Here is a 26,698-nt window from a genome sequence, read left to right on the forward strand (position 1 = left end):
AGAAATCGCGACCCAAAATAATCAAAATAAAAAAATTTATTCTAAAAGTTTGTTTTGAAACGCAAAACGCACAAGATCAGCTGTATTTTTAGCCCGAGTTTTATCAATCAAATGCTGCCTAATCCCTTCAATTGTACGCTTGCTTAAAAAGATCTGATCTGCAATCTGAGCATTGGTATGACCTTGCGATATTAATTCTAAAACGGACAGCTCTCTTTCATTTATCTCATAGCGCTTAAGTAAATCTGATTTATCGTAAGTCAGGGGGATTAAAGTACTATATTTATTGATGATATCCATAGCAATAGAGCTTGCCAAATACTTTTTGCCTTGAACAACTTGATTAACGCCAAACAATAGCTCAGTATAATCTGTACTCTTAGTCAGATAGCCATCTGCTCCGGCATTGAATGCATCCACAACCACGCCGCTATCTTCAATCATCGACAGTACCGAAGCCCTTATATCTGGAAACCTAGTTTTCGCAATATGTATCAAAGCAACTCCATCAATTTCTTTCATATTGATGTCAGTGAGTACCAGATCGGGTGTTTTATTTTTCTCAAGATAATCCAAAGCTTCTTCCCCACTGCCCACTTCATCCACGACAAAAAGGTCATTACAAGAATCTAATATCAGTCGTATACCATTACGAACTAAATTGTGGTCGTCAACTAATAGAATTTCAGTCATTATTCCTCCGAAATTTAAGCAAGTATATAACACCTAACCGTTAAGATTGTTCGACACAAGAGCTCATTTTTTCATGCAAAATAAGTGGCCACAGCCACTATTACTCTGAACGGATAGTCAACAACCCATCCTTATTGTAATTGATTTCAAAATGGGAGCTAAAAAATTCTGAGCAGCTTGTTACATGTCCGTAATTTTCATCCAATATTGGCGAAATAATTAACACTAGGCACTAAATATTTTTGGGAAATTCATCTTTCCACCAAGTGAAACGCCAATCGTCCGCCTCCTCGTCGGTCAATAAACAAGATTCCAACTCTTTAATATATTTCTCTTTCTCCAAATGTTGCCCTATAAACACCAACTCGTTTTTACGATCCTCCCATTCAGGATGCCAGCGTTTTAATAGATCAGCTTTTATTTCGGGGTAAATTGGATGTTGGTACCGCACCTCTTCTGGCATGCTACTCCACCACGAACCGGCAGTCTCCAATCGGACGCTCCCGCCAGCTTGACTAAAACTAATTGCAGTATCCGGCCTCGACGCTAACCAAAATAATCCTTTAGCACGTATAATATTATGAGGATAATGTTCATTTAAATAACTGTGTAATCGTTGCGGATGGAAAGGTCGCTGGGAGCGAAAAACAAAAGATGAAATCCCATATTCTTCAGTTTCGGGAACATGCTCCTCCGTTAGTTCTTTTAACCAACCCGCAGACGAAGAAGCTTCTTCAAAGTCGAACATTCCTGTTCCCATGATCTCCTTTGGATCAACTTGGCCAAATTGGGTACGAATCAGCTTCGCGCCTGGATTAAGTTTACCAATTGCTGCTTCCAAGGTTCCTATGGTCTCCTCCGACACAAGGTCTGCTTTGTTTAAAACAATGACATTAGCAAACTCTATCTGATCGGTCAATAAATTTACAATTGTCCTGTTATCCCTATCATCGTCGGCGAGCTCCCTATCTAACAAAGTTTCTGAACTACCAAAATCCTTGGAGAAGTTGAAACAATCCACTACAGTAACCATTGTATCAATAAAGCTGAATGACGAAAGGTCAATATCATTGTTAGAATCAACATAACTGAATGTCTGTGCAACAGGAATTGGCTCTGAGATACCTGTACTTTCAATCAGAAGGTAATCAAAACGGTCTTCTTTGGCCAAACGTTCAACCTCAACCATGAGATCTTCCCTTAATGTACAACATATACATCCATTACTCATTTCAACAAGCTTCTCTTCTGTGCGGGATAGCACATTCTCGCGCTCCACGGATTGTGCATCAATGTTCACTTCACTCATATCATTTACAATTACAGCAACTTTCTTGCCTCCCTTGTGATGAAGTATATGATTCAGCAAGGATGTTTTACCTGCCCCCAAAAAGCCACTTAGAACTGTGACTGGTAGTTTTTTTTTCATTTTGATATAAATTAAATTCTATTTTTTTTCTCCACTGAGTTCATCACAATGCGCATCCATTTTTTTATATTCTCAAGGTGCTCTATTCCATAATTGGAAACAAAACGTTGTGTCTCCGCATTGGAAAGATCTTCATAAACTACCAGACGTTGCTTGGCAAATTCGACCGTTAACGGAATACCACATTGTTTTTCAATACACCACTTCCAGTCTTCAAAGTTTTTAGGAATCATGCTCATTGTCTTTTTATATAAAAGCAAAATTAAGAACAATAATTCATAAAAGCAATTTAGTTGCATTTGATAATTGTATTCTATTTGACATAAGTATAATTGCTTGTGGCCTTTATTAGGAATCAGCAGGTATATACTTATCTGAAATGATGGCTGATCAACCACAAGACTCTTTATTGCATACAAACCCTCTAGGTATGCATTAAGCCAAAATTGATTGCCATTCTTTTAAGTAGGGTTAGTGCCGCTATCTGAGAAAAAGAAAGCGTATGTAAGCGGCAGTGAAGATATACCGAAGCATCCCAGAATTTATGAAAATTCATGAAATAAGATTTCATATTTATAAAGTTTGCCGTATATTAAAAGCATAAATTTCGAAATTGAATTTATGCCTATAAAGAACCAACTCTTCAGGGCACCCTAGCTGTGTTAGAAATGAAGTGATTACTTTTAATAGTTCAACAGGTACAGTAACATCCTCAGGAGGATGCTGCTATAATGGCAATCTCATCTTTTTTACTGCATTGTAATATTTGTGAACATCACATACCTATCAATTTGCTGGCTACGATGATGCTTAAACCGTGATCTAGGACAATTTCCTGCGATACTATAAAATACGAGGATTTATTTTATTTTTACCTTTCAAATTGACTTACATGACCAGCAAAACCATCAGCGTAAAAGATAAACTCGAGCCCCAGAAATTATTAATGGTTGCTGCATTTGACAATTCAAAAGCTGTAACCAAACCACATAGGCACAATGGATACCTTGAACTGGTGTTTTTATCAAACACATCTGGAAAGCAGATAATTGACGGCAGGGAAAGTCCGATTAAAACACCATGCTTACTGATCATTAGAAAGGAATCTGTACATTACTGGGAATTGGTGGTTCCAATCGAGGGCTATGTACTCTTGGTAAAAAAATCATTTGTAGAACAGAGCTTAGATCTTGAAATCACAAGGTTGGTCGATGAGATCAGTCAATTTGACATCCTTTACCTAAAAGAAAATGGAGTCATTCCGACTCTCCTACAATTGCTATCACAGGAAGAAAACAAAATATGTCAGGAGGGATTGTTTAAATCACTCTTAGCTAAAACTCTCGAAGATATTGGCAAGATGGATCAATCCACATCGGTCTCCAACGACCTGTATGTCAAATTTATCGAACTGTTAAATGCAGATTCAAAAATCATAAACAGTGTTGCATACTATGCGTCCCTACTGCATACAAGTCCCCAAAATCTGAGTGCAGCCTGCAAAAGAAATACCCATAATACGGCCTCTCAGATATTGGCAACCTATATTATCAAAGAGGCGAAAAGACTAATTTTCTATACCAACAACTCGATCGCCGAAATTGCTTTCGTATTGGGTTTCTCAGATAAATCAAACTTCTCAAAATACTTTAAACGATACACGGACTTTACCCCTTCCGAATTCAAGAGACAACATGACTAAAATTCCTTCTCACCAAACTCACTCTTGGGTAATTTCGAAAGCTGATTCAGCTTATGAAAATTAAAGCTGAGGTTAAGCATCAATATATTTTTTTCATAAATATAATTAGTGGTAGTAAAGAAGTCATGTGAGGATGTCGTAATACGCTGCTCATTGACACCCCATTTGCCAAGTTCAATGAACTGCCATTGACACTGTGCTTTGATTGATCCTTTCAAAAAGGTCTTGCTCAGATTGAAGTGGGGGGTGACAAACCTAGAATCCTTTCCCTGTACGGTAGGTCTTCCGGAAAGATAATTTACCTGCAAACCTGTACTCCAATTCTTGGTCAGATCTGCCTGAATTCCGGCATTCAGGGAATAAACCCAGTCACTATTACTATTTGTCTCTTGATAAGTCAGCACCTGCCCAGAGATCTTATAACGATACAGGTTAAGTCCACCGTTGACTCTTAACCAAGGAAGAAGCTTTCCCTCCCCTCCCAGTTCTGTCCCCCAGCGGGTGGCATAATCTGCATTGGTAAACACCCGATTGAGTATTGTATCTGCATACACAGAATTGACCCGTTGGATCGGATTTTTCGTGTGTTGGTAGTAAATGTTTAAGAATATACTTCCTGTTTTTAATTTCTTCACAATACCCGTCTCGACATTCGTGGTAAATTCTGGAAGCAAGTTGGGATCTCCTTGTTCCAATGTCTCCGAGTGCTCGCGTTCGGGTATGGGATTTAGCTCAAAATTGTTATTTCGTTGAACGCGGCGGGCAGCAGCAAACTTCCAGGACCAATCCTCGCTGAGGGTATGCATCAAATTAAATGTAGGATACAATTGGTGGATTGAATACGGATATTCCACGCCAGTATTGACTAAAAGTACCTCACGTTGATAATATTCATAACGAAGCCCAAGTGACAACTGTGTCCCTTCAAGTTTATGATCATATTGGCTAAAAATAGCATGTACTGTATTATTTGCATTTAACTTTCCTGTAAATTCGGGAATAAGTTTAATTGCCTCACCTGGCTTTTCAGTGGCGAAATATTCAAAGTTACCTTTCTGCCGATCATTTCTTAGTTGGTAACCACTCAATAGCTCTCCATGCGGCAATTTCCATTGATGTTGGACCGAAACCCGTAGGCCACGTAAAGGATTGGTATAATTGTTATTTGTCCATTGGACAGTATCAGCCCTATGGTCAATATTCGCATTCTTGGTCGCCCCATACATATTGGCATATTCATAAATTGCACCTGCCTGCAATAAATGGGTATCACTAAACTTGTACTGATAATTGAAATCAATAAGATAAAATTCTCCCTGCTTATTCTGCAGATTGGAGTTGAAATAATTTATTCTTGAAAGTTCTTCGCCCGTTGATGGACGAATTGTTCGATTTGTATAATCGATATCAGCCAGTCGGTCCTGAAATTTCCGGGACGCCAGAATACCTAGATTAAATTGCTGTTTTTGTGATAGCGCATAGGCACCATTCAGTCTAATCCCAAAATTGTACTTATCGAAACTCCGTTCACCTCTAGATGGAAAGAACGTCTGCCGATCTCCGATAATCGTATATACATCACCTTCCCGAAACCCCGCATTGTCATTGCGCATATAATTGGCCGAACCACTCCATTCGAGCTTATTTTTTTTGAACTGGAATGAGATATCTCCTCCAAATCGCTTTTGTCCCCTCTTGTTCCCATAATCATCTATACTGGGCAATCCTCCCTGAAGATTAAATATCCAAGCAAATCCATCCGACGCAGCTTTTTTTGTCATAATATTGATAATACCTCCTTTACCATCAGGATCAAATTGAGCAGAAGGACTGGTAATATACTCTACATCGGTCACATCATTAGCTGCGATCTGGCTTAAAATTGTCACAGGATCTAAATAGGAAGGTTTACCATTGATAAGTACAATAATGCCCGTATTCCCGCGCATACTTATATTGCCATTTCCATCCACAGCAGCTGATGGTAGATTTTTTACAATATCCAAGGCTGTACCACCGACTGCATTTCTATACTGGCTTGCTTGATATCGCTGCATATCAGCTGAGTGCTTCTGCGCGGCAAGCTCTCCGGTAATCTTTACTTCGGTCAACCGCTGATCCGTACTGACAAGTGCAATTTCAGTTAGATTGGTCTGGCTTCTACCATCAAAATCCACAACTATTTTTTTTTGACGATAGCCAATAAATTTAACCACAATAGCATATTGTCCTTTTTTCAGGTTGAAAAAATGGAAGCCGCCCAATGAATCCGTAACGGTGCCATCGACAACATGGCCGTGCATATTGAGAACTGCAATACTGGCAAACGAGATCGGTGACTGTGCAAGGGAATCCTTTATCGTTCCAGACAGTATGCCTTTTTGTGCTTGCACCGTCATTATTATAAATAAAAAGCAAAGTAAGGTAAAAAGTCTTTTCACTGATGTCTAAGTTTCCTCAAAAATAGAAAAGTTAATAACTATGCCGTACTTACCTGAAAATTATACCACAGTTTTTTCAAATCGACCTTAACTTTATTGAAACGATAGGTTCAAAATTAATAAATATGGCCTTCAGATATCCCACGAGAGGATTTGAGACCTACTTTGGCAAGATAGGGCTGGAAGGTCTGCTATGGAACAGAAAAAGGGATCTCCTGTTTATCGGAATATCAACTTAAAACTCAGAGGAAAATGCAAACATCATATCCCGTCTCGCAAAGAAAAGCTAGCAGTTCACAGCGCAGTTAACGAAACCTAGTCAATGAATTTTATGAGTGACCCGCTAGCTAATGGGTGTAGATTCAAGGAACTGAATGTCCTTGATGACTATAATCGGGAGTTATTGATAAACGAACCTTTCTATTCAATACCTCATGTCAGAAATAGCACTAGTGTCACATCTGTGTAGAAAAACTTTATCCGTTATAGACTACTACTTGGAATAGGAATTTCATTTCTTTCTACTTTCTAAATTATATATTTTACACAGTTAATTTTAAGATCGCTAAATGGAACACTTACTAACAGCTGGTGCCGAAGCACTGAGGAAAGCTGCATTAAATGAAGGTGCTAAAGCTTATATTTTGAATAATGAAGCACTTTACAAGCTAATGAAGAAAGCCGCTGACCGATATATTGGTGGTGAAAACCTTACGGAAACATTAAAAAAAGTACAAGCGTCAAATGATATTGGTTTTAAATGTTCGATCGAGTATATGGGTGAAAGCACACGGACAATCCCGGAAGCTGAAAAAGCAACTGCTGAATTTTTGGACATCTGTGATACAATACGGCAACAACATCTCAATTCAACGATTTCACTTGACCTTTCGCACATTGGGTTAGAAATCTCTGAAAGCCTCTGTTACGAAAATCTTTCCAATATATGTGAATCAGCCAAAGGTAAAGAAGTGATCATCAGTGCAGAAGGAACGGAAAGGACTGACCGCATATTAAAGCTCTATCAGAAGGGCTCAAAAGAATTCTCAAACTTGTCCATCACATTGCAAGCTTATCTCCATCGGACAAGGGATGATTTTGATGCGATGTGCAAAGAAAGGGGGCGTATCCGAATGGTGAAAGGGGCTTTCGAGACAGCCAAAGGCTTATCTCTACCACGTGGGCAAGAACTCAACGAACGCTATCTTTACTATGTCGAACAGCTGCTTTCAAAAGGTCATTTATGCTCTATTGCGACGCATCACCATGAAATTCAACAGGGGGTAAAAAAGCTTATTGAACGGCTACAGCCTACAAAGGAATGCTATGAATTTGAAAGTTTATATGGTATACAGACAGAACAGCTAGAACACTTGAGGGATGAAGGCCACCCCACAAAACTGTATTTCGTATATGGTCAGGAATGGTATCTCTATCTTTGCAACAGATTAGCCGAATATCCGCTAAATTTATTCAGAGCTTTACAAGACATTGTCGAAACGCAGTAATCATTTAGGTTATAAATATAAATCTCATTAACGATCATAATTACTACTACACAAATATTATGAGTAGATCAATTCATCTTACAAACACATATCAATAAAACACTGAAAGGCCTTAGAAGGAACTTCGTCTTTTTGTAGATAAATAAAATAGTCATTGTACCGTAGTACAAGAGATTTAGACTTGGAATTTAATAAAGAAAGTGAAGTTTCTCCCAAACTTCACTTTCTAAAATCGGAGTAATTTCTAACGATCTACACCATAATAAATTTCAATTTCCCGATAGACAGACTGATGTGCTCGCTCTATTGCATCATTCGCAGAATAGCCATATTTAAGATATACATCTAAGTAAGTGTTAAAAAGCTGCGTCCAATATCCAGGGCCTCTTCTTCCCTAAGCATCCATCTGATTATCCAGCTTTTGTCTTGACTGAAGATCCAACTGAGGGCTGCTTTCCGCTGAAATCTTCAAACTCTGTTTTGACGCGCTATGCTGAGCCTTTGCTACCTCAGGGGTCAACTTAGCAAATGATACTAGGCAATACCTGTAAAAATTAATTTTTCATATTTCTATCTTTTATAATTAAACTCGTTTGGATGCTTTTAAAATGGACTAAACCATTAAACATCTGCTTTATACTACTAAAACACGGGTTAAATAATTGTTCTTACAATCATGGATCTATATTTGGAGCAGATACACTTGTATCCAATGCATTTGGAACGAAATATACAATTCCTTATATACTTACGCATATCAAAAACGAATAGATTATTAACATTTGAAAAAACAGGGTTGATACTTAGAGTATTCAACAACAATCCAATTGGATTACTCCACCCAGATTTCATCACAGGCAATAGAGACCTTTCGTGTGGGATGATAGCGCCATTCCGGCAGGGAGGGAAATGGTAAGGCATAAATGCGAATTATTTTAACATCATCCGCTACCGGAGCTTTAAATTTAACTTTCTGCACCGTATAGTCCTCGTCTATTTCTTCAATTTTAGAGGAAAGTAACTCCTTAAAATTTTCACCATCTTTTGAAGCCGTGATGCGGATCTCTTTTGGAATAAAAATCCAATGTCGTGCATCCTGAAGGAAATTGAGTTCTATAGCGTCCACTTTTTTTGTCTTTTCGAAGTTAAAGGCAATCTCCATAGGTTCTCCCGTCCATAAAAGCCAATTATAGCTATAATCCAGATAGCCAGGCACACTATCAGTCAGGGTCCGCATACCATTGGCAGGGAATGAAGGGTCAAAAGGGTATTTCATCGTCATTTTTGCTTCAGAGGCTTTATTCCCATGTACTCCTGCACTAAATATTTCACTCCATTCTTTCGCGTATTGGTCAGGCGAAGCTCCCCCCTCTGCAAGTTCAACTACGCCGAGTTTCTTCGCATCTTCAACAAACCGTTGCAGCTTGCGTTGTACATTTGGTCTAACATTCCATTTCCCATTCTCCTCGAAGAATATCCCATGTTGACGTGGCCCATAAAACCGTGCCTGTTGTAAGTAGGTATAATCCAACCCAAGACCTAACCATCTAATACGTTGTTCCATTAAACGGTTGCCCTCACTTAGTACTTCAGCTTTCTCCAACAATGTACTATAGTGTTCCATTTTCTCCGGGCTTAAATAATCATTCCTGTTATCAATTGGATTGCCGTATATCGACAAGGGGGATGAGACGGCGGGCAAAGCATTTCGCCGGGCATTGAGATAGGCTTTGACAGTCTGACCGGCCTTGCCATAATAACCATTTACAAATTCATCCGTAAGCTGATCTTCGGAGACGGTACTATCCCACATCAGATGAGCTAAAATATAAGCATTTAGTTCGGCCATATCACTATAGCTAGCACCCCCGCCCTGCAAAAAAACACCCTCCACCCCTTGTTGTTTTAAATAGTCCAGACTTTTCTGAAATGTTCCCTGAATAGGAAAAGGGGCTAGGTAATTTGTAAACTGTGTTAAATAATCCCATACAAAAACATGTGCTGCTTTGGATTTCCATTCACGCAGCTGCCTGCGGAATGTAGCTGCAGAAGGTTCATTGCCAATATCACCTTTACGAAAAGCATCAATATTGCTTAATATCACGGAAACATTGTCTGCTACGCGAAGATGCGCGGGGGCATTGGCCGTCTGTAGGTAAGCGAGGGTTGTAAATTGCTCATCCGGAAATTTAGCGGCTACCCTATTCACAAAGTGGATCAAAGAACCTTGGGCTCCGCCTTCGCGTTTATCAATAGCTTGACAGCGTTCACAGGTACAGCTGCCGATATCGTCATTGGGCGCTATCGACCAGTATTTAGCTTGCGGATTTTCAAGCATTTTTTGCCTGAAATATTCAACGGTATGTTCAAAAACAGCTTCGTTGGAAAGACAGAGCTGCGTAGCTTGTCTTTTCCCATGATAAAGCGAGTAGTATTCGGGATGTTCTTTAAAATAAATGGATGGCGGTAATATCTTGTTGAACGTATGTCCCCAATCCCCCCATTTTTCTTCTAAATTATGTAGTCCATACCAATCCAGATACTCCTGATCCAGTTCTATCGGAAAATATACTTCGCGAAACTGAAAATTAGGTTTCGCAAAAATATGATAATCTGCATCCATCACCAACGAAGATAACTTGGGAATGAAAGTATTCTCCCTGCCGATATACCATTTACGTGCTCCGATAACATCTCTCACATAACGGTAAGCGCCATAAAGAACACCGCGGCCACTACCTTTGATATGCATGTTAGCTCCATTAAACTGTATCGAATAACTATCTTCCGGATATGTATTGTCTATTGATACCTGTTCCAATATAATCGCCGGCCGGTCTTGTTCCTTGGCCTGCAAGTCAAATGCCGTACCTGTACTCAATTTTGTAAATTCGTTAATTACCGCTGCTGCTTTTAGCAGGGTCGAATTATTTTGGTCAGTACGGATAACATAATTGGCCACACCGTCACTCACCAGTGTAATACGCTCTTTACCCTGAGCTATTGTTGCAACAAAAAGCAGACACAACATATACTTCCACATATTAAAAATATTTCCTTAATGAGAGATTCAGATCATACTGATTCATAAATTTATTTTCAGCCACCTTGTAATAACTCCATCCGCCCATAAGGGTAAATCCCCAGCTGTCGATACGATGCTGCCATCCGGCATTGACTGATCGCGACAAAAAACCAAATCTATTGTTTAAAAACTGATACCGGGAAGGATCGTCTGGAGAGGTTCCGATATTACCAATGATGGTGACATAGGAATTAGGCTTTTCATTATTGTAATAGTGCCTTACTGCCAGTGAGTAAGCCCGATTCCAACGCTGTTCATCATGCAATAAAAATCCCCGGAGATAGACAAAAGTCGGCCCAAAATAGCGGCCTGCAGAGGCCACCATTCCATAGTTGTTGGTATGGTCAGCAGATCGCACATAACGTCCTCCTACATCAAAGAGCCAAAGGCCGGCCTCCCGATAAAGACTATATGCTGCCCTCCAGGTAGGAAATACTGTTCCATCGGCCCAGGCAAGATGATGATAAGCATATAGTTTTGAACTATAATTCAACCAAGCATCTAATCCCACCTGATACCCCTTTTCTCCCCTTCTATTTCCGTAGTTGAACTGACCAATAAACATATTTTTTTCGCCCACTTTCTTCCCATATTCCACTCCAGAAATAAAGAAGTGCCCATTAGGCCTATCTTGTGCACTTTGTGTATGATTGAATCCGACATAAAAACTATAGGGCAAATTTTCACGATATACTTTTGCTTGTTGACGATAACGCTCCACTTGCGGTGATTGCTGCTGCAGTTGTTCCATATAGGCCAACGCGGTTTGATAATCTTTATTTGCAGCAGCGATATTCGCTAACTGTTCTCGCATAAACACGGTACTATCCCCTTTATCCCAAAGCATTTCATAGCCAATTTTGGCTTTATTATATTCCTTTCCGGACATATAAGCACTGGAGCGGAGGTATAAATAACGGTTATCGTTAGCATCTGTCTGCTGCATACTGTCCGAAATCGCAATTGCTTTTTGCAGTTCTCCCCGTTCAATAAATTTTAGTCCTTCTTTGTACCAATTGTCGATGTTACGATTGATAGAATTTTTCATACCCCTGGCTTCAAATTCCTGATAGGCTGCTGCCAGTTCCATATCATCAGGAAATCGGGCACGCGCCAGTTGCCAAACTTTCCTGGCTTTGTCTATATCGCCTTTCGCTTCATACAATAATGCCAAAGGGGGGTAGCTGTCTTTATACTTCGGATCACTTGCCATTACTGTTTCGAAATACGGAATAGCCCAATCTCTCCGTCCCATCTTTTGGTAGCTCAATCCCAGGATATAGTTAAAATCAGTATACTGCGGATATTTCGCCAATACCGTCCGGCTCAGCATAACCGACTGGTCAAGCTTCCCCTCACGCAGATAGCTGATTGCCTGCGGCACCAAACTATCCACATCGTATTTTTCATTTTGCCAGACCACCTGTGCTGTAATGGTATCTGCTAAAAAGGACTGACAGAAAATGACTATTAATATCAATAATTTGTTCATTGCTCTATTTTTTTGCCCCATTCGGTGATAAGGGTGTTAAAGTACCTTTGCGTTTCATTTCTCCCCAGGCATGTTTTTTACCAAAAAGCTCCTGTATATATCCTTTGATAGAACTGTACACAATGATCGGATGATATATAAAGGGTTCTAAAAATGCGGTGAGGCATAAGCGAACAATATCCTGCCTGCGCTTATAATACTTATAGACATAATTGTCCAATAAAATCGAAAAGCTGGTTAAAAAAACCGAAAACATATATACGAAAACCAGTAGCAGAATAGCCATCTGCCAGTTGATTCCATTTGTCAGGATCAGATAGATATAAAAGAATATACCCAGAATTTCCATAATTGGCGCGAAGAATTCAAAAATTGCATTGTAGGGAAATACAATCAGTCCAAACTTTCGATAGCTAGGATTGAAGAAAGCCTTGCGATGTGTTCGCATGATCTGCATGAGCCCCCTAGCCCACCGGATACGCTGCCGGGTCAGCATTTTCAGGCTATCTGGTCCTTCTGTCCAGCATAATGTCTGCGGAATATATTTGACCTCATATTTTTCGTTATTGTCACACATCTTCATACACATCCTCGTCACCATCTCCATATCTTCCCCTAAGGACTTTGGATCATATCCTCCTGCCGCAATCAGAATTTCCTTGTCAAATAAGCCAAGGCCACCAGATACATTGGGGATACAATTCAGGTAATTCCATCCCATTTTACCAAGAAGGTATGACCGGATGTACTCCATCTCCTGAAATCGCGCGAGGATGGGTTTAGGTAAGGCCGCTTCAACTAGCATCCCCGAGTCCACATAACTCGAATTGGACATGCGTAAAGTGGCCCCCACAGCAATGACACGTTCCTTAGCATCCAATACAGCCTCCATAAGATACACAAGTGTATCATTGGCTAGCACACAGTCAACATCTGTATTCAATATATAAGGAAAGGCTGCAACATTTATTCCTGCGTTAACCGCATCAGCCTTGCTTCCACCATTTATCTTGTCAACGACAGTTAGGTGTTTATGGGAAATATCACGTGATTTATAAATCGCTTTAATTTCCTTACAAGGAACCAAGTAATCGACCAAAAAATCGACCGCCACCAGATCGAATTCTTTGATCAGTTTTGCCAAAGTATCATCTTTACTTCCGTCATTAACAATGACGACCTCATATCTTGGATAAAAAAGGGTCATCAACGAACGGACATTATTTACAATAGTAACCGACTCATTGTAAGCAGGTGCGACAATACTGACTCCCGGCGCAATTTCAGATTCCATGAGCGTTTGAATACGTCTGGAATTGCGTTTTCGAAGGTTCTTACGGATCGAAAGCGATGATATCCGAAACAGCATAACATACACCACTAAAAGTAAGAAACAGTATAATCCAAAAACAAACTCTACTGAAGAAATAAAATGTGTCATATCAAAACCTTTCCTCTAAATATTTAAATATAATGGACCATCGGGTGATTAACATAGCGGATGAGTTTGCTCTCCACGCGATCCCCCTGTTCATCAATTTTTCGCAAAAGCGGTGTGCTGTAAGGCTTTTGAGCGACTAATGAGCGATAAGCGTGCTTTCGCAGACTTAATGGCAAATTGCTGTCCATAAACAATCGGTTCAGGAAATCAATTGATTTTCCTTGTCCGACTCGGCCGAGTGCCTTCAGTATTTCCAGCTTAGCTGTCAGGCTACTTTCCTCCATATATAGCTCCTGCAATCGCTCCTCACTATCCCTTGCCAACAGCTTTCCCAAAGAGTTAACAGCTTTTAAAGCAGTTTTTGAGTCTTTATTGGCGTCAATTAATTTCCAGAGTCCCGCTTCATTTAATTCTTGATAATAGACCATCAGATCCATGACCAAGCTGTTAACTGCAAAGGCTTTTGACATATCCAACCATTGCGAAAATGCATAGTCGCCAAAATAGTCACCCTGGACAATTGTCTGAAAGATATCAAGCGCATGAAGCTGACTGATTCCATGTAGACCTTCAAATACCCTGTCAAAGGCCTGTTCACCTTCCACCTGTAACAGATATTTGGATGCCGCGACACGGATCTCAACCTGAGGGCTTTTGAGTAACTGATCCAGGATCTTTTCCTGAATAGGTACCTTCATCAAGGCCAAATTGGCCAGGGACCTCACCGTTGTCACCATGTTTGTGGCCGAATGTCTAATCTCATATTGCGCTTCCTTATCAAAGCCCAGTTCATTGAAAAGATGCCGCATACTCTGGCCTTTCTCTCCGCCAATCGTGAAAATAAACTCGTGTATAACATGTCGCACGACTTTACTCACGAGCTTATTATTCAAATCCAGTCCCAATTTATCCACAGGGAAATGACTGGTCCTGTTCTCCACCAGAACGTGTTCATAGATAAAATCTCTTAGAGTCGGATAGATCCGGGAATAGACTCTCCGATACCGATAATCGCGATAATAAAAGAAGGCGATTCCAACAAGACAAGCAGTCCAAAACAGCACACTCAAGACCAGGGCAACGATAACGAGTACCGGCCAACCGTCGCCTTCAAAAAAGGCACGAATATCATGGATGATATGGGCTAACGTACTAAGCATGACCAATTCTCAAACGTACACGTGAAATCAGTTCGGAGGGAGATATTGGCTTTTTGATATAATCATTTGCACCCACTTCAAAGCCCTCCACAATACTATTATCATCGCGATATCCTGAAATAATAATAACCGGTACTTGATTATTCGTATTGCTCTTTCTGATTCGGTCTATAATTTCAAAACCATTGGCAAAAGGCAATGCCAGATCAGTAATAACCAAATCAATTGATTCGTCCGAGACCAGAGAAAGCGCTTCCTTGCCAGATTTGGCAAGGAGTAGGTCGTACCCCTCCCGTAAAAGAACAAATTGCATGGTGCTTAACAGAATCTCATTATCTTCGACAACAAGGATTCTCTTTTTTTTGTCCCACATAGTGTGTTTGTTTAGTTTTTCATAGTGAAACAAAATTTGATAAAAAAAAGAGAACTCGCTGTAGTACAACAACTACAGAATGCCATAGCTTATTTAAACACGGTTTTTATCGAAAAATTCAAATAATATGACATTAAAATGACTATATAAAATAAGTCTGTAATAATTAAATACTTGAGCTACTATGTAAAATTTAAATTCTTAGGATCAAACATATGAGCGGGGGACATTTTTAAGACTCCTACCGTGACATTTCATTCTGCTCAATACTGGGGTTTCGTTGGTAATAATTTAGCATTCTTAATCTTAGGGAGTAATTGAAAAATAACAGTATTAAACAGTAAAAACAACACATGCGAAACAGTAAATCGATCATAATATTATCTCGAATATTGATAATGTCTTTTAGCTATAAGCGATAAAAGCAATGGTATTTTGGCAATATGCCAAAATACCATTGCTAAAGAATGAAAACACTACCGTCTATTTTTTATCTAATGCCTTCATCAATTGACTATAAGTTTCGTCATAGCTCGGTCTTGGAGCATCATTATCTAGTATTTTGCCATCCCTACCGATGATCACATATCTGGGTATACCCGAAATATTGAATGCCTTAGCAACGATACTTTTAGTTCCACCTTTTGACAAAAGATGAACTCCTTCGATCTTATCATCAGCGATCGCCGTTCTCCATTTGGCTTCATTATCATCTATACTGATATACAGAAAGACCAAATCTTTATTATCCGCAAATTTAGCGTGGAGTTTAGGACTACCACTTTTCATCTCCTGTCTACATGGCGAACACCAGCTTGCCCAGAAATCTATATAGACGACCTTTCCTGCAAAATCTTTTAAAGATACTTTTTTACCGTCGATATCATCCAGCTCAAATGGTGGCGGCATAGCGCCAGAAGCTAATTTCAAAGCACGATCATAAATTCCCTGAAGCTCCTTCACATGGACATCACTTCCTCCATCTGCCGCAAACTTGGTGATATAGGACTTGTAATCGTTGACATCTTTAGCATTTAACAGTAGATTGTTGACAGCGGAAAATAATGCCAACTCCCTGATTTTCCCAGTGAGATTCGTTTTGATCAGATCATATTCCATCATACGCTTTTCATCTTCTTTCTGGACGACAAGACTATCTTCTTTTCCGATTTCCAACATGTGCTTGTATCTCAGGTAGCTCGGTAAACTTCCTCTAACAAACCTGTTATAGGGATAATAAACGAGCAGCTCATCTGAAATCTTCACTTTCTGGAGCATATCCAAATAATCTGTCGGCATGACTTCCGTAAACTTCTTTTTCAGCCCCTGACTGATCATGTACGGCATGATCATTTCAAATCCCAAGCCCTCGTAATAGAATTTGAGGTACTGAAAATCGAAAAAATCCTTGCTCACTTTTGATTTATTGGCTTCTAAAAAGTCAAGGTTGTCTTTGCGCATCTGTGCAATCCGCTCATTTAAGACCTCCGTCGACATTTTTGTAGCATCCAGACTGGAATAATTTTTTATATAAAGAGCCATTAGCTCCTTGTAGGCGATAGCATTTTCCTTTCCCTTACCCGAAAAAGTCGTTGCATCTTTAAAATCCGTTTTAATGAGAAGATCATCTCCGGGCTCGATGTAAAGATTTAGCGATCCCTTGACAGGCTCATCCATGCCCAATCTGACATCGATCGGTTTTTCCAATGCGGCAGAAAATTCAAAAACACCATCGGCATTCGGTGTGAGCATTTTCACATCAGTCTCCCCATCTTCAAAACTGAACCACATGGTCTTTCCGACCAGGGGCTTAATATCCACTCGGACACGTGTTTTCTTACCCTGCCCAAATCCGATACTGGCATACATGCACAGTATAAAAACGATTACATAATTTTTCATATTCTCAATCTATTTTAGTTGTTATTTATTATTTATGTTGACTATGATTCAAAATTTAGTCAGTTATATCTAGCCTGACTGCATGAGAATATCCTGGAGTCTCTACCTTTTTGATGATTTTTAGCTCAAATCACCTATAAATTTGGACGTGTTATGGATTCTGCTGCATAGCTGGATTTGACTGCAAAATGTACAATGGGAACCGAAAAGTCAACCGCTCAGGTTTCAGCTTGAACGTCGCCGTTACCTTGCCATCTTTATCATACAATTGATGGGTATCGCCAACAGTGCCCTTATGATCCGGATCAACAGAGAGTCTGCGCATATCCCACCATCGCTCGCCATTCATAAAGAACTCGCGTGTACGTTCTTCCAAAATAAACCGCGTTAGTGTGATTTTATCAGTAGCTATTGCTGCTGGAATCCCAGCTTCGGCAATTGGCATCCGATTTTTTCTCAAGATCACCAGGTCTTCTACAGCACCGATCAAATCACCAAGCCGAGCTTTGCATTCGGCCCGCAGCAGGTAGATATCAGGAATATTTATCCCCAAATTGGTAAGTCCACCTCTTCCCCAGGCCCGCTGCATCCCTTGAGGATATAGGGCTGTCATCCCAAAGGAGAAGCTGCTCATAAACTGTTTTCTTAGGTCAGTATTGGCAAAACTCTTCACTGCTTGGGGATTGAGAACAATTCCCGAAGCAAGATATACATAGAGATTCGTTGTAGATTTTAAATATAAAACCTCTTGATCCGCGTAAGGATCCAGTCCTCGGGCGGGACCAATAAATGGGTTGACCGGGGTAAATGCACCGCCACTGGCCAGCTCTTTAGTATAATCATATAAGCCTATCGGTATACTGGCGCCGGCCAAATCTTGTAGAGATGCACCCAGTAAGGGCAATGCCAGCTCAAATTTTCCCATATAGACATAGACCTTTCCCAAAAGTGCTTCTCCAGCAGATCGGGACATCCGGATCCGGTTACTTGTTTTCTGCGGAAGATCAGGAATGGCCGCTTTGAGATCGGCTACAATCTGCTCATACATTTCTTTTACAGTAGCCCTTGTAAAAGTCGTTTGGGTAACATCGGCAATTTTATAAAGCGGGGTTGCCAGATCAGTAGATGCCGTCGCTTCATTGTAGGGTTTCCCATAGTAATTCACCAGCATAAAATGAGCATATGCGCGCCCGGCTAATGCCTCGGAAAGGATTGACTTTTTCTGACTTTCGGTACCATCTTTGGAATCTAGCACTTCATTAATTATCTTATTATAGTAATATAACTGCCGAACGAGCGAGTTAAATTCTGAATAGTTTTCGTCAGCAAGATAGATATCATCCTCCCAACGAAAAGCTTTCTGATCCGATAGCCGGAAGGTCCCGGTACCCAATACGGAAAACAGGGGGGCATATCCGGCAAGCTCATCTGACATCAGGATATGCGATGCCAGGGCTTGCCCACGAATAGATTCCGCATTCAGCAACAAGTCATAATCTGACGTTTTTTCGGCAATCAGAAGTCCTTTTGGATCGGTATCCAAAAAATCCTTTTTACATCCCACCAAAGAAACCCCAAGCATCAAAAGGGACATGATCTGAGTAATATTTTTATTGACAACTCTCATAATGTTCATTCTTAAAAGGTTAAATGGGCTCCGACCGTAACAGTATTCTGGTTAAAAGGCATTGTTCTGGCCCCGTAACGCGCCATTTGAAATTCGGGATCTATACCATCCTTATTATTTTTCCACAACATAATATTGGAGAACTGAAGCCGGAAGCTTAAACCCTCCAACCGAATTCGTTTGATCATATTATCCGGTACCTGGTAAGAAAATGCCATATCCCTGATTTTGATATAGGAAGCACTCACAACATTCCGGTCGGCGCGGATATAATATTGTAGGTCGCGGCCTTCGTTGGCACCAGCATCACTGAGAAAAGATGGGATATTTGTCTTCAATTCGTCTCCGGCTACTTTCCATCTGTTCGCAAAATCTGCATGCAGGTTACCCGACTGAAAATTTTGGTTCGCAATAAAGCTTCCATTATTATTTACGGTATAAGTCTGATTCACATCCCTGAACATGACATGGCCGAGGTTGTAAACCATATTGACTGTAAAGCCGAAGTTTTTATAACGGAATGAGTTGCTGAGTCCGCCACTCCAAACAGGCTGGTACACGCCCATGTAACTGATATCTTCGGGTTTGGTATCTTGTCGGACTTTGGTGATCGTACCATCCGCCCGATAAACCTGGGGATCCCCCACGTTGTCCAGACCAGCATATCTATAGGCGAATACGCTAAAAGCCGGATAATCTTTCACGTAATCCGAATTAATCAATGCATTCCCAGTAGTAATGGGTGATACCAGATAACCAAAATCAGTTACTTTATTTTTATTATAAGACATGGTCAGCATCGTACTCCATAAGAAATCTTTTCGTTCGATATTGACGGTATTCAATAGTAACTCGACACCTGTATTGCGTAAGCTTCCCACATTCCCGTTGATAAATGTTGTTCCGGTAAGTGGATTAATGCCAAGACGGCCGAGCAGATCGGAAGTCTCTTTACGATAAAATTCCAACGATCCGCTGATCCTGTTATTCAACAAGCCAAAATCAAGCCCTAGGTTATAATTTTTTGTACGCTCCCAAGTCAGATTTGGATTAGCTAAGGTGCTTATACTTAACGAAGAGCCACCGGGTGCATTGGGATCCGCTCCTGCCGCTAAGACATCTTTGGATGAGGCAAAACCCGGCGCAGGCGAATTGCCTGTAATACCATAGGTCGCCCGCAAAGCGAGCAAGTTCACCGATGGCTTCACTTTTTCCATCCAGGACTCCTGGCTCAGCGTCCACTTTAGCCCTACACTCCAGACAGGACGGCGCTGTGCGGATTTATTGATACCAAATAAATTACTCTGGTCATTTCTCCAACTAGCATTGAGCGTATATTTTCGCGCAAAGGTATAGCCTGCATTCGCATAATAAGAGGTAAATCTACTGCGTGGAACAGATTCAAGCTCTCCGAAATAACTGTTGACCGGTAATTTGGAACTCGCACCCGATAGGGGTAAAATAGGATTGAGCACGCCTGTAGAACTCAATGTTTTATAATCAAGCATCGCATAAGTCTGCAAAGTCGGATCATAGCCGTATACCCGGCTACTATTAGTGGTTGTCACACGCTCCTGGGCCTCCTGTCCAAGCAAGGCCGTCAACTGATGCTGATTATCGTTCCAGCTCATCGTGTAGCTCAACTGATTTCGAACAGACCAATTTTCCATGGTGGCATTATTGACACTGTATTCTCCTCCAGTCGTTGGAAGGTGATAGACAATATTTCCATCTGCTCCTATTTTGGCAAAATTCACCACATTGACACGCTGCTGATAATTGCTCTGGTCAAAATATTGCTGTGTGCGGTAGTTTCCACGCACATAACCGTAAACCCCTTCAAACCGCAGCCCCTTTATAATATCTATCGTCAGCCCCGAATTAAAACGTCCTGTGAAATTTCTGTTGTTGCCCTGTCCGCTCCCAATGTCGTCAAGGGGATTAAAGGCCAGTCCAATCTGGCTCAGGTTTTCAATAGATGGACGCTGCTGCTCAGAAAGATAGCCCATGTAATTCACATTCAGTGATTTCCCTGAAGCATCCTGAAATATTTGATAAGGCAAAAACTGATTGTTGATCGTCTTATAATTCTGGGAAGACATAGACTGATAGTTGAGATCAGCAATCAGGTAGGCCTTCAGAAAGCGGTTGAACGCAAAGTCCTGACGTGTATTGATCTTGAATGTCTCATCCTTGCTACCCGGAGTTGCGGAACGGTTGTTTGTATATGCTAAGGAGTTATAAAAAGTATGCTTGTCACCGCCACCAGCAATAGATAAGGTATGGTTCATGATCATGGCCGGCCGGTAAAATAGCTCGCCAATCTGCCCCGTATTATTGATCCGCGAAAGGCTGTCAAGCTTTGACCTGCCTTGCGCTTCTGTCAATACACCGCGGTGGATATCATAAAGAATCTGTCTATCAGGTGTCAATCCCGTCGACACTCCCGTATTGGGATTATAGGTAGTTACTGTTGAATAGGGTTGTTTAACAGGATCAAAGGTCTCTTGGGAGGCCTGAATGAATTGCGCACTGTTGAGCACTGGAAAGTAATTATACTCGGGGCGGCCCTGAAAATTAACAAAACCATCGTAGGTGATCCGCGTTGCTCCACTCTTGCCCTTTTTGGTCGTTACGACAATTACACCATTTGCTGCTCTTGCTCCCCAGATTGCAGCGGCAGTAGCATCTTTAAGAACAGTGATATCTGCGACATCCTGTGGATTTATAGCTGTGATGTCGTTGATATCCATGGCAATGCCATCAACTACAACCAAGGGGTTTGTATTCGCTTCAATGGTGGTGAGTCCACGGATCAGAAAAGGTGAACTTTTGCCATATATAGTGTTGGGTGCATTGTTGATCACCAGACCGGGGACCAAACCGTCCAGTCGCTGAATCAGATTCATGGATCCTGTACGGTCAGCTACAACATTCATATCTGGTTTGGCAAAAGATCCTGCACTTCGCTCCCTGGCCAGTGATTGATACCCGGTATTGATTAAAACCTCATCTAAAGTTCCTGCAAGTTTTAGTTTGATGGTTCCCAGGTCAATCGCCGCCTTCGCATTATAGTCTTGATAACCAATATAGCTTATTGAAATATAAGCCTGGCTAGGAATGCTTCGCAATGAAAACTCGCCATTGGCGTTTGTCATCGTTGCTGCCTTCTTCCCCTTGGCAGTCATTGAAAAGTCGCCAGTTTCTTCATTTTCAGTAGAAGTAATGGTCGCAACGGAAATTGTCGCGCCTTGCAGCGGACCGCCGTACTGATCCAATACCTTACCCCGTACATCGATCTCCTGTTGGCGTATGGGGGTAGCTTTAAGCCTCTTTGAGGGAGACGCGGTGACCACAATTAATTTCCCGTCCATTTGATAGGCAAGATCTTGAGCATTTAAAAGTCGCTTTAACGCCTCATCCAAGGTTACATCCGTCACATTGATCTTCACTGGCCCAACCCCGTCCATCAATTTGCGATCGAAGATGAAATCGTACCCTGTTTGATTCCTGATCTTCCGAAAAACACTCTTTAAAGAACTATTCTTTTCATTCAGGGTTACCCGCTGTCCAAAGGTCGTGATAGCATATACTTGCATCACAGACATAAATAATATGACGGTGGTTAGGCGCATAATGGTCAATTTAAAACAAAAATTTTTATACATTTGAGTTAAATATTGGTTAGCAAAACACGATTAGGTTCCAAGCTGTAGTGTTTTGAATTAAATAATTGATATTTACTTTTCATCGTCAGAAGGATAAAGATCCTTCTGACCTTTTAGTTTGTTTTCATTTTTTACCTACTTATAATAATCCTCCTTCCTCTGATTTTGAATCTTATGTTTGTTCCTTTTTCTATTTTGTGCAACACATCTGCGAGCTCGCTGCTACGTGAAATCCATCCGTCTAATGTGATATCATTAATTGGTATTCCCGTATAATCAAATTGCACATTATACCATCGCTCGATATTCCTTAATATCGTTTCGAAATTTTGCGACCCCAGGGCGAACTCCCCATTTTTCCAGGCCAACATTTCGTCTACATTGACTGTTTTAACATCAATAACGCTTTTGCTAACACGGGACTGCTCCGAAGGTTTAAGAATCTTAAATGATTTTGTTGCTAAATCGGTAACTTTTACAGAGCCTTCGGCCAAAGTTGTCTCGGCATAAGGCTGGTCCGGATAGGCATTGATATTGAAATGCGTTCCCAATACAACAACCTGCTGTTTATCCGATGACACTATAAAAGGTCTTTTCCCATTTTTTGAAACCTCAAAATAGGCCTCACCTTTTAATTTGACCAGGCGAACTTCAGGATCATTGAATCCTGTTTCAAATTCGATAGAAGAAGCTGCGTTTAACCATACTTTTGATTTATCGGGCAAGGTGACCATATAGGTTTCGCCGATTGAGGTACTCAAAATATTAACACCCTTGCCCAGCTGCTGATTATTTTCAACTTCATACTGAAGTTGACCATCTGCAGTTTTAGTTATACGAATCCCATTTTCAAATGCCAATTCTCCTGTCCTTTCGGCTTCTAAGGAAATCCGCCTTCCATCAGCCAGGGTCAGCGTTGCACCAGTTCGACCAGACAAAATGCGATTATCCACTGACGTAGCAATATCTTGATCTTGTGCTGCGTCACGGTGCTGAAACATAAAAAAGGCTATGCTCAAGAAGATCAGGAAGGACATTGCAATTGCAATACGTGGCCATAGCACGACCTCCCGTGACCTATCGATCTTCTGAATGATTTTTTCTAATATTCGCCCTTCCAGCTGCTCTTCAGACGCTGCAAAAGAGCTTGATAACTCAACCTCTTTTTGCAGATCACTATTATACCATGAATCAAACGCCTGTAGTTCCTCTTCTGTAATGGTTTTATCTAGCCATTTTGAAGCTAAGTACTGATACTGTTGTATATTATCGTCCGGTTCCATAGTTAGGGCTTTTAAATGATGTCTCCTGTGAAATACAAATCCCTTAGTCGATGCTAAAAAATATTTTTTTTATGTCTAAGATCCCCCTTGAGTTGCTTTTTTAACAAAACAAGGTAAGCTGAAAATTTATTATAGACATGAAATGATTTTTTTTGTTATTATTTTCAAAATAATATACAGATTTGCATATCACTTGCTTTGATGGAGGTAGATAAAGTGCTGTATAAACTATGATCGACTTTAGAACTTATCCCGATGCTGACCTGATCGCTTTGATGATCAGAAGTGATCATAATGCTTTTGCTGAAATCTATAAAAGGTATTGGAAACGGCTATTCCACGTCGCAAGCCTAAAACTCAATAATCCCGAAGAAGCAGAAGAGGTGGTGCAAAATATATTTGTATCCTTGTGGGATAGAAGAGAACAGCTTAATATAACGACAAGCTTAAGCGCTTATTTGGCCATATCAGTAAAATATAGAATTATCAAAGTACTGGACAAACATTATAACCAACAAAAATATGTGAAGAGTATGACCACATCTATCTTAGATGATTCGACACAACAATGGCTTGAGTTTCTCGATCTCAAAGAAATACTCGAAAAAACTATTACCGAACTTCCAGAAAAATGTCAGCTTGTCTTTCGGATGAGCCGTGATAAACATATGTCTCAGAAAGAAATAGCGGCAGAACTAAATATCTCCGAAAAAACAGTGGAAGCCCATCTCGGTAAAGCAATTAAGACATTACGGAACAAGCTGAATAGATTCCTTATCTTACTTTTGTAACGAATGTGCCTCCTGGCCTATGATCTCCCTACTTGACTACCCCTATTCATGCCAGGTTCAAATAAGTTCTCCTTAAAAATAGCTTAATAACTTCTTCGTTACGAAGGAGATACTAAACTCTTTATTCTGGATAAAACGATCATCTCCCTTAAATCCCACTCCAAAACATCCCCACGCCCGAATTAGCGCAATTTAAATTAACACATGTTAAATCATCTTTACGAAAAACCGTAAACATTTCTCTACAATAAAATTTATAAGCACACGAACACATAAATTAAATAAAACAGCATCCCTATAATTGTAACAACGAAGTTTTAGATATTAACGAAAACACACATATTCTAAGAATATTTAAAATCACACGGCATTAGCATTAGGTCTTTAGTTATATGGTATAGTTAAACTAAAACAAATATTACACAATTAAAAAAACAAAATCATGGACAAAAAAACAAATTATTGCGCACCACAGATCCACGTATCTGTGATCGAACTAGAGCAAGGAATTGCTGCAGGCTCCAACTCAAATCGGCCTGAACATTCACATGAGGGACAGGAATGGGGGCAAAGTCATAATCCTCATAATGATAATAACGAGTAGCTATAATCTATCAAAACGCATTTCCTAGGATAATTATAGCGAAAGTGCGTCAACAGGTAGTTCTGTGTTTTAATAGACAAGAACTACCTGTTATTTTTAATAAACTACTTTTCAGGATGGAATTACTGCAATAAAATGGACACACCTTTAAGCTGCAATATGCCTGTCGTTGAGACGTATGTTCTGCAAAATCGCGATTCACCCGCTCAGGTCCCTACTTTACATGATCCAATTTTTTGGAGATAGGTCATAAGAAAATTATTCGGGATCATCAAGATTAATCATTTTCGGTAACGGGCAACATTTTACTGTCCATGAGTTTTTTACAAGAAAAATTATGAATTGGGATCATGTGATCTGGTTTGAAATTTTTTGAAAAAATAAAGTACCCATAGAAACTGGGTGTATCCATAAACCGCATCTTCTATAGGAATGGTGAGTATCCGAATACCCATAAAATCCGCTGGATTATAATTGACTATTGGTGATTCCAATCCTGTTCCTGTGAGTATACCATTGACAGGCAAAAATCCTAACATAAGTACTGTGAAAACCAAAGAGGCCCGGCTTATCCATTGTACCCGCATAACAAAGTGGAACACCAGTAATGTCACTATCGTGACTACAGCAGTCACCAAGGTGTATATTCGGTCAGCATAGCGAAGCGCTACAACTGCGCATACAATTATACTGACAAAGACAATAATATTGTTAAAAGCACTAAGATGTTGCCATCTAAAAAATTTATCCAGGCAGAAATAGGTGAATATGCAAGAAAAAGGAATAAAGATAAAAAATAACCATTCCTCCAAAGGTAATCCAACCAAGACAATGCCCAAGGTATACTTTGTATTAAACCACCAAACGCCACGACTGGTAAACCAGACATCCCATGCAATAAAAAACAGTGCAACAATAACCGAAGCTTTTAAAAATGGGACAAACTCTCGATCAAATCGAAGCCGCTTGTCGAAGGAAGCGACAAAACATATTATGACCGTAAAAAATAAGATAAGTGAATAAGTATACTGCATCATGTTTTTTCATTATTACTGTACATTTTAAAGTATTTCAACGGAACATATAAAAAGCCAAAGCACTCTCCTTCTTCCTTGACCAAATGTTTGTGATGCTGCTTGTGGGCACGACGAAGTGCCAAAAAGTACCTATTGTTTGTTTTACTCAAAAATTTGAAGCGCTGGTGGATAAAAATATCATGCACAAAAAAATAAGCCATACCATAGAACATAATCCCCAGGCCAATATAAAATAGGTAATTATAATCTTTTAGCGATCCAAAATACATTAGCGCAATGGTAGGCAATGCAAAGATGACAAAGAAGTAATCGTTCTTTTCCAAAAAACCTTCATTGCTATGATCATGATGGTCTCTATGCAATACCCATAAGAAACCATGCATAATATACTTATGGATAACCCAGGTAGCACCTTCCATGACAACAAAAGTGATCAGTACAGTAATAAAATTCATATGTTTA

General features: G+C 40.2%; 19 protein-coding genes. 4 read left to right on the top strand and 15 right to left on the bottom strand.

Annotated elements, in window-relative coordinates; genetic code table 11:
- Nucleotides 1-36: 36 nt before the first annotated feature.
- From OGI71_RS13110 to OGI71_RS13120, 3 genes are all read right to left on the bottom strand, one after another.
- Entirely contained in the window at nt 37-693 is a 657-nt protein-coding gene (locus OGI71_RS13110) for a response regulator transcription factor (RefSeq protein WP_282255930.1), read from the bottom strand.
- Between the two features lie 232 nt (nt 694-925).
- On the bottom strand, nt 926-2,122 hold the full coding sequence (locus OGI71_RS13115) for a GTP-binding protein (RefSeq protein WP_282255931.1): 1,197 nt from the start codon (nt 2,120-2,122) through the stop codon (nt 926-928).
- Nucleotides 2,123-2,133: 11 nt separating this feature from the next.
- Nucleotides 2,134-2,355, bottom strand: a complete 222-nt coding sequence (locus OGI71_RS13120) for a hypothetical protein (RefSeq protein WP_282255932.1) — start codon at nt 2,353-2,355, stop codon at nt 2,134-2,136.
- Nucleotides 2,356-3,014: 659 nt separating this feature from the next.
- Here OGI71_RS13120 and OGI71_RS13125 point away from each other — a divergent pair.
- Nucleotides 3,015-3,824, top strand: coding sequence for a helix-turn-helix transcriptional regulator (locus tag OGI71_RS13125; RefSeq protein WP_282255933.1), 810 nt, complete (start codon nt 3,015-3,017; stop codon nt 3,822-3,824).
- On the opposite strand, the gene OGI71_RS13130 is transcribed toward OGI71_RS13125, so the two are convergent.
- Nucleotides 3,821-6,223: a TonB-dependent receptor gene (locus tag OGI71_RS13130; RefSeq protein WP_282255934.1), complete on the bottom strand. Its 2,403-nt coding sequence runs from the start codon at nt 6,221-6,223 to the stop codon at nt 3,821-3,823. The genes OGI71_RS13125 and OGI71_RS13130 overlap by 4 nt on opposite strands.
- A 611-nt stretch (nt 6,224-6,834) precedes the next feature.
- On the opposite strand from OGI71_RS13130, the gene OGI71_RS13135 reads away from it, so the two are divergent.
- Nucleotides 6,835-7,773 (top strand): proline dehydrogenase family protein, encoded by a 939-nt coding sequence (locus tag OGI71_RS13135; protein WP_282255935.1) that lies wholly within the window; start codon nt 6,835-6,837, stop codon nt 7,771-7,773.
- Nucleotides 7,774-8,605: 832 nt separating this feature from the next.
- Here the strand turns inward: OGI71_RS13135 and OGI71_RS13140 are convergent.
- From OGI71_RS13140 to OGI71_RS13180, 9 genes are all read right to left on the bottom strand, one after another.
- Complete coding sequence (locus tag OGI71_RS13140; RefSeq protein ID WP_282255936.1) at nt 8,606-10,816, bottom strand: DUF4838 domain-containing protein; 2,211 nt, start codon at nt 10,814-10,816, stop codon at nt 8,606-8,608.
- 1 nt (nt 10,817) lies between these two features.
- Nucleotides 10,818-12,350, bottom strand: a complete 1,533-nt coding sequence (locus OGI71_RS13145) for a YaiO family outer membrane beta-barrel protein (protein ID WP_282255937.1) — start codon at nt 12,348-12,350, stop codon at nt 10,818-10,820.
- A gap of 4 nt (nt 12,351-12,354) precedes the next feature.
- Nucleotides 12,355-13,791 carry a glycosyltransferase gene (locus OGI71_RS13150; RefSeq protein ID WP_282255938.1) on the bottom strand — a complete coding sequence of 479 codons (1,437 nt, stop codon included), beginning with the start codon at nt 13,789-13,791 and terminating at the stop codon, nt 12,355-12,357.
- Between the two features lie 23 nt (nt 13,792-13,814).
- Nucleotides 13,815-14,951: a HEAT repeat domain-containing protein gene (locus OGI71_RS13155; RefSeq protein ID WP_282255939.1), complete on the bottom strand. Its 1,137-nt coding sequence runs from the start codon at nt 14,949-14,951 to the stop codon at nt 13,815-13,817.
- Complete coding sequence (locus OGI71_RS13160; RefSeq protein ID WP_223583678.1) at nt 14,944-15,324, bottom strand: response regulator transcription factor; 381 nt, start codon at nt 15,322-15,324, stop codon at nt 14,944-14,946. The genes OGI71_RS13155 and OGI71_RS13160 overlap by 8 nt, the downstream gene beginning before the upstream one ends.
- Nucleotides 15,325-15,807: 483 nt before the next feature.
- Nucleotides 15,808-17,226: a TlpA disulfide reductase family protein gene (locus tag OGI71_RS13165; RefSeq protein WP_282255940.1), complete on the bottom strand. Its 1,419-nt coding sequence runs from the start codon at nt 17,224-17,226 to the stop codon at nt 15,808-15,810.
- Between the two features lie 151 nt (nt 17,227-17,377).
- Nucleotides 17,378-18,862 carry a RagB/SusD family nutrient uptake outer membrane protein gene (locus OGI71_RS13170; protein ID WP_282255941.1) on the bottom strand — a complete coding sequence of 495 codons (1,485 nt, stop codon included), beginning with the start codon at nt 18,860-18,862 and terminating at the stop codon, nt 17,378-17,380.
- A 2-nt stretch (nt 18,863-18,864) separates the two neighbouring features.
- Nucleotides 18,865-22,488 carry a SusC/RagA family TonB-linked outer membrane protein gene (locus tag OGI71_RS13175; RefSeq protein ID WP_282255942.1) on the bottom strand — a complete coding sequence of 1,208 codons (3,624 nt, stop codon included), beginning with the start codon at nt 22,486-22,488 and terminating at the stop codon, nt 18,865-18,867.
- A gap of 164 nt (nt 22,489-22,652) precedes the next feature.
- Nucleotides 22,653-23,804 carry a FecR family protein gene (locus OGI71_RS13180; protein ID WP_282255943.1) on the bottom strand — a complete coding sequence of 384 codons (1,152 nt, stop codon included), beginning with the start codon at nt 23,802-23,804 and terminating at the stop codon, nt 22,653-22,655.
- Nucleotides 23,805-24,034: 230 nt separating this feature from the next.
- Between OGI71_RS13180 and OGI71_RS13185 the strand changes: the two genes are divergently transcribed.
- Complete coding sequence (locus tag OGI71_RS13185) at nt 24,035-24,595, top strand: RNA polymerase sigma-70 factor (RefSeq protein ID WP_282255944.1); 561 nt, start codon at nt 24,035-24,037, stop codon at nt 24,593-24,595.
- Between the two features lie 442 nt (nt 24,596-25,037).
- Nucleotides 25,038-25,199: a hypothetical protein gene (locus OGI71_RS13190; RefSeq protein ID WP_282255945.1), complete on the top strand. Its 162-nt coding sequence runs from the start codon at nt 25,038-25,040 to the stop codon at nt 25,197-25,199.
- Nucleotides 25,200-25,534: 335 nt separating this feature from the next.
- On the opposite strand, the gene OGI71_RS13195 is transcribed toward OGI71_RS13190, so the two are convergent.
- Nucleotides 25,535-26,236, bottom strand: coding sequence for a lycopene cyclase domain-containing protein (locus OGI71_RS13195; protein ID WP_282255946.1), 702 nt, complete (start codon nt 26,234-26,236; stop codon nt 25,535-25,537).
- Complete coding sequence (locus tag OGI71_RS13200; RefSeq protein ID WP_282255947.1) at nt 26,233-26,691, bottom strand: sterol desaturase family protein; 459 nt, start codon at nt 26,689-26,691, stop codon at nt 26,233-26,235. The genes OGI71_RS13195 and OGI71_RS13200 overlap by 4 nt, the downstream gene beginning before the upstream one ends.
- Between the last annotated feature and the right edge of the window lie 7 nt (nt 26,692-26,698).

Source organism: Sphingobacterium sp. ML3W (assembly GCF_029542085.1).
GTDB lineage: Bacteria > Bacteroidota > Bacteroidia > Sphingobacteriales > Sphingobacteriaceae > Sphingobacterium.

Excerpts from the sequence above, each read along its gene's own strand:
- OGI71_RS13110 (WP_282255930.1), bottom strand. The coding sequence starts at position 693 with ATGACTGAAATTCTATTAGTTGACGACCACAATTTAGTTCGTAATGGT.
- OGI71_RS13115 (WP_282255931.1), bottom strand. The coding sequence starts at position 2,122 with ATGAAAAAAAAACTACCAGTCACAGTTCTAAGTGGCTTTTTGGGGGCA.
- OGI71_RS13120 (WP_282255932.1), bottom strand. The coding sequence starts at position 2,355 with ATGATTCCTAAAAACTTTGAAGACTGGAAGTGGTGTATTGAAAAACAA.
- OGI71_RS13125 (WP_282255933.1), top strand. The coding sequence starts at position 3,015 with ATGACCAGCAAAACCATCAGCGTAAAAGATAAACTCGAGCCCCAGAAA.
- OGI71_RS13130 (WP_282255934.1), bottom strand. The coding sequence starts at position 6,223 with ATGACGGTGCAAGCACAAAAAGGCATACTGTCTGGAACGATAAAGGAT.
- OGI71_RS13135 (WP_282255935.1), top strand. The coding sequence starts at position 6,835 with ATGGAACACTTACTAACAGCTGGTGCCGAAGCACTGAGGAAAGCTGCA.
- OGI71_RS13140 (WP_282255936.1), bottom strand. The coding sequence starts at position 10,816 with ATGTGGAAGTATATGTTGTGTCTGCTTTTTGTTGCAACAATAGCTCAG.
- OGI71_RS13145 (WP_282255937.1), bottom strand. The coding sequence starts at position 12,350 with ATGAACAAATTATTGATATTAATAGTCATTTTCTGTCAGTCCTTTTTA.
- OGI71_RS13150 (WP_282255938.1), bottom strand. The coding sequence starts at position 13,791 with ATGACACATTTTATTTCTTCAGTAGAGTTTGTTTTTGGATTATACTGT.
- OGI71_RS13155 (WP_282255939.1), bottom strand. The coding sequence starts at position 14,951 with ATGCTTAGTACGTTAGCCCATATCATCCATGATATTCGTGCCTTTTTT.
- OGI71_RS13160 (WP_223583678.1), bottom strand. The coding sequence starts at position 15,324 with ATGTGGGACAAAAAAAAGAGAATCCTTGTTGTCGAAGATAATGAGATT.
- OGI71_RS13165 (WP_282255940.1), bottom strand. The coding sequence starts at position 17,226 with ATGAAAAATTATGTAATCGTTTTTATACTGTGCATGTATGCCAGTATC.
- OGI71_RS13170 (WP_282255941.1), bottom strand. The coding sequence starts at position 18,862 with ATGAACATTATGAGAGTTGTCAATAAAAATATTACTCAGATCATGTCC.
- OGI71_RS13175 (WP_282255942.1), bottom strand. The coding sequence starts at position 22,488 with ATGCGCCTAACCACCGTCATATTATTTATGTCTGTGATGCAAGTATAT.
- OGI71_RS13180 (WP_282255943.1), bottom strand. The coding sequence starts at position 23,804 with ATGGAACCGGACGATAATATACAACAGTATCAGTACTTAGCTTCAAAA.
- OGI71_RS13185 (WP_282255944.1), top strand. The coding sequence starts at position 24,035 with ATGATCGACTTTAGAACTTATCCCGATGCTGACCTGATCGCTTTGATG.
- OGI71_RS13190 (WP_282255945.1), top strand. The coding sequence starts at position 25,038 with ATGGACAAAAAAACAAATTATTGCGCACCACAGATCCACGTATCTGTG.
- OGI71_RS13195 (WP_282255946.1), bottom strand. The coding sequence starts at position 26,236 with ATGATGCAGTATACTTATTCACTTATCTTATTTTTTACGGTCATAATA.
- OGI71_RS13200 (WP_282255947.1), bottom strand. The coding sequence starts at position 26,691 with ATGAATTTTATTACTGTACTGATCACTTTTGTTGTCATGGAAGGTGCT.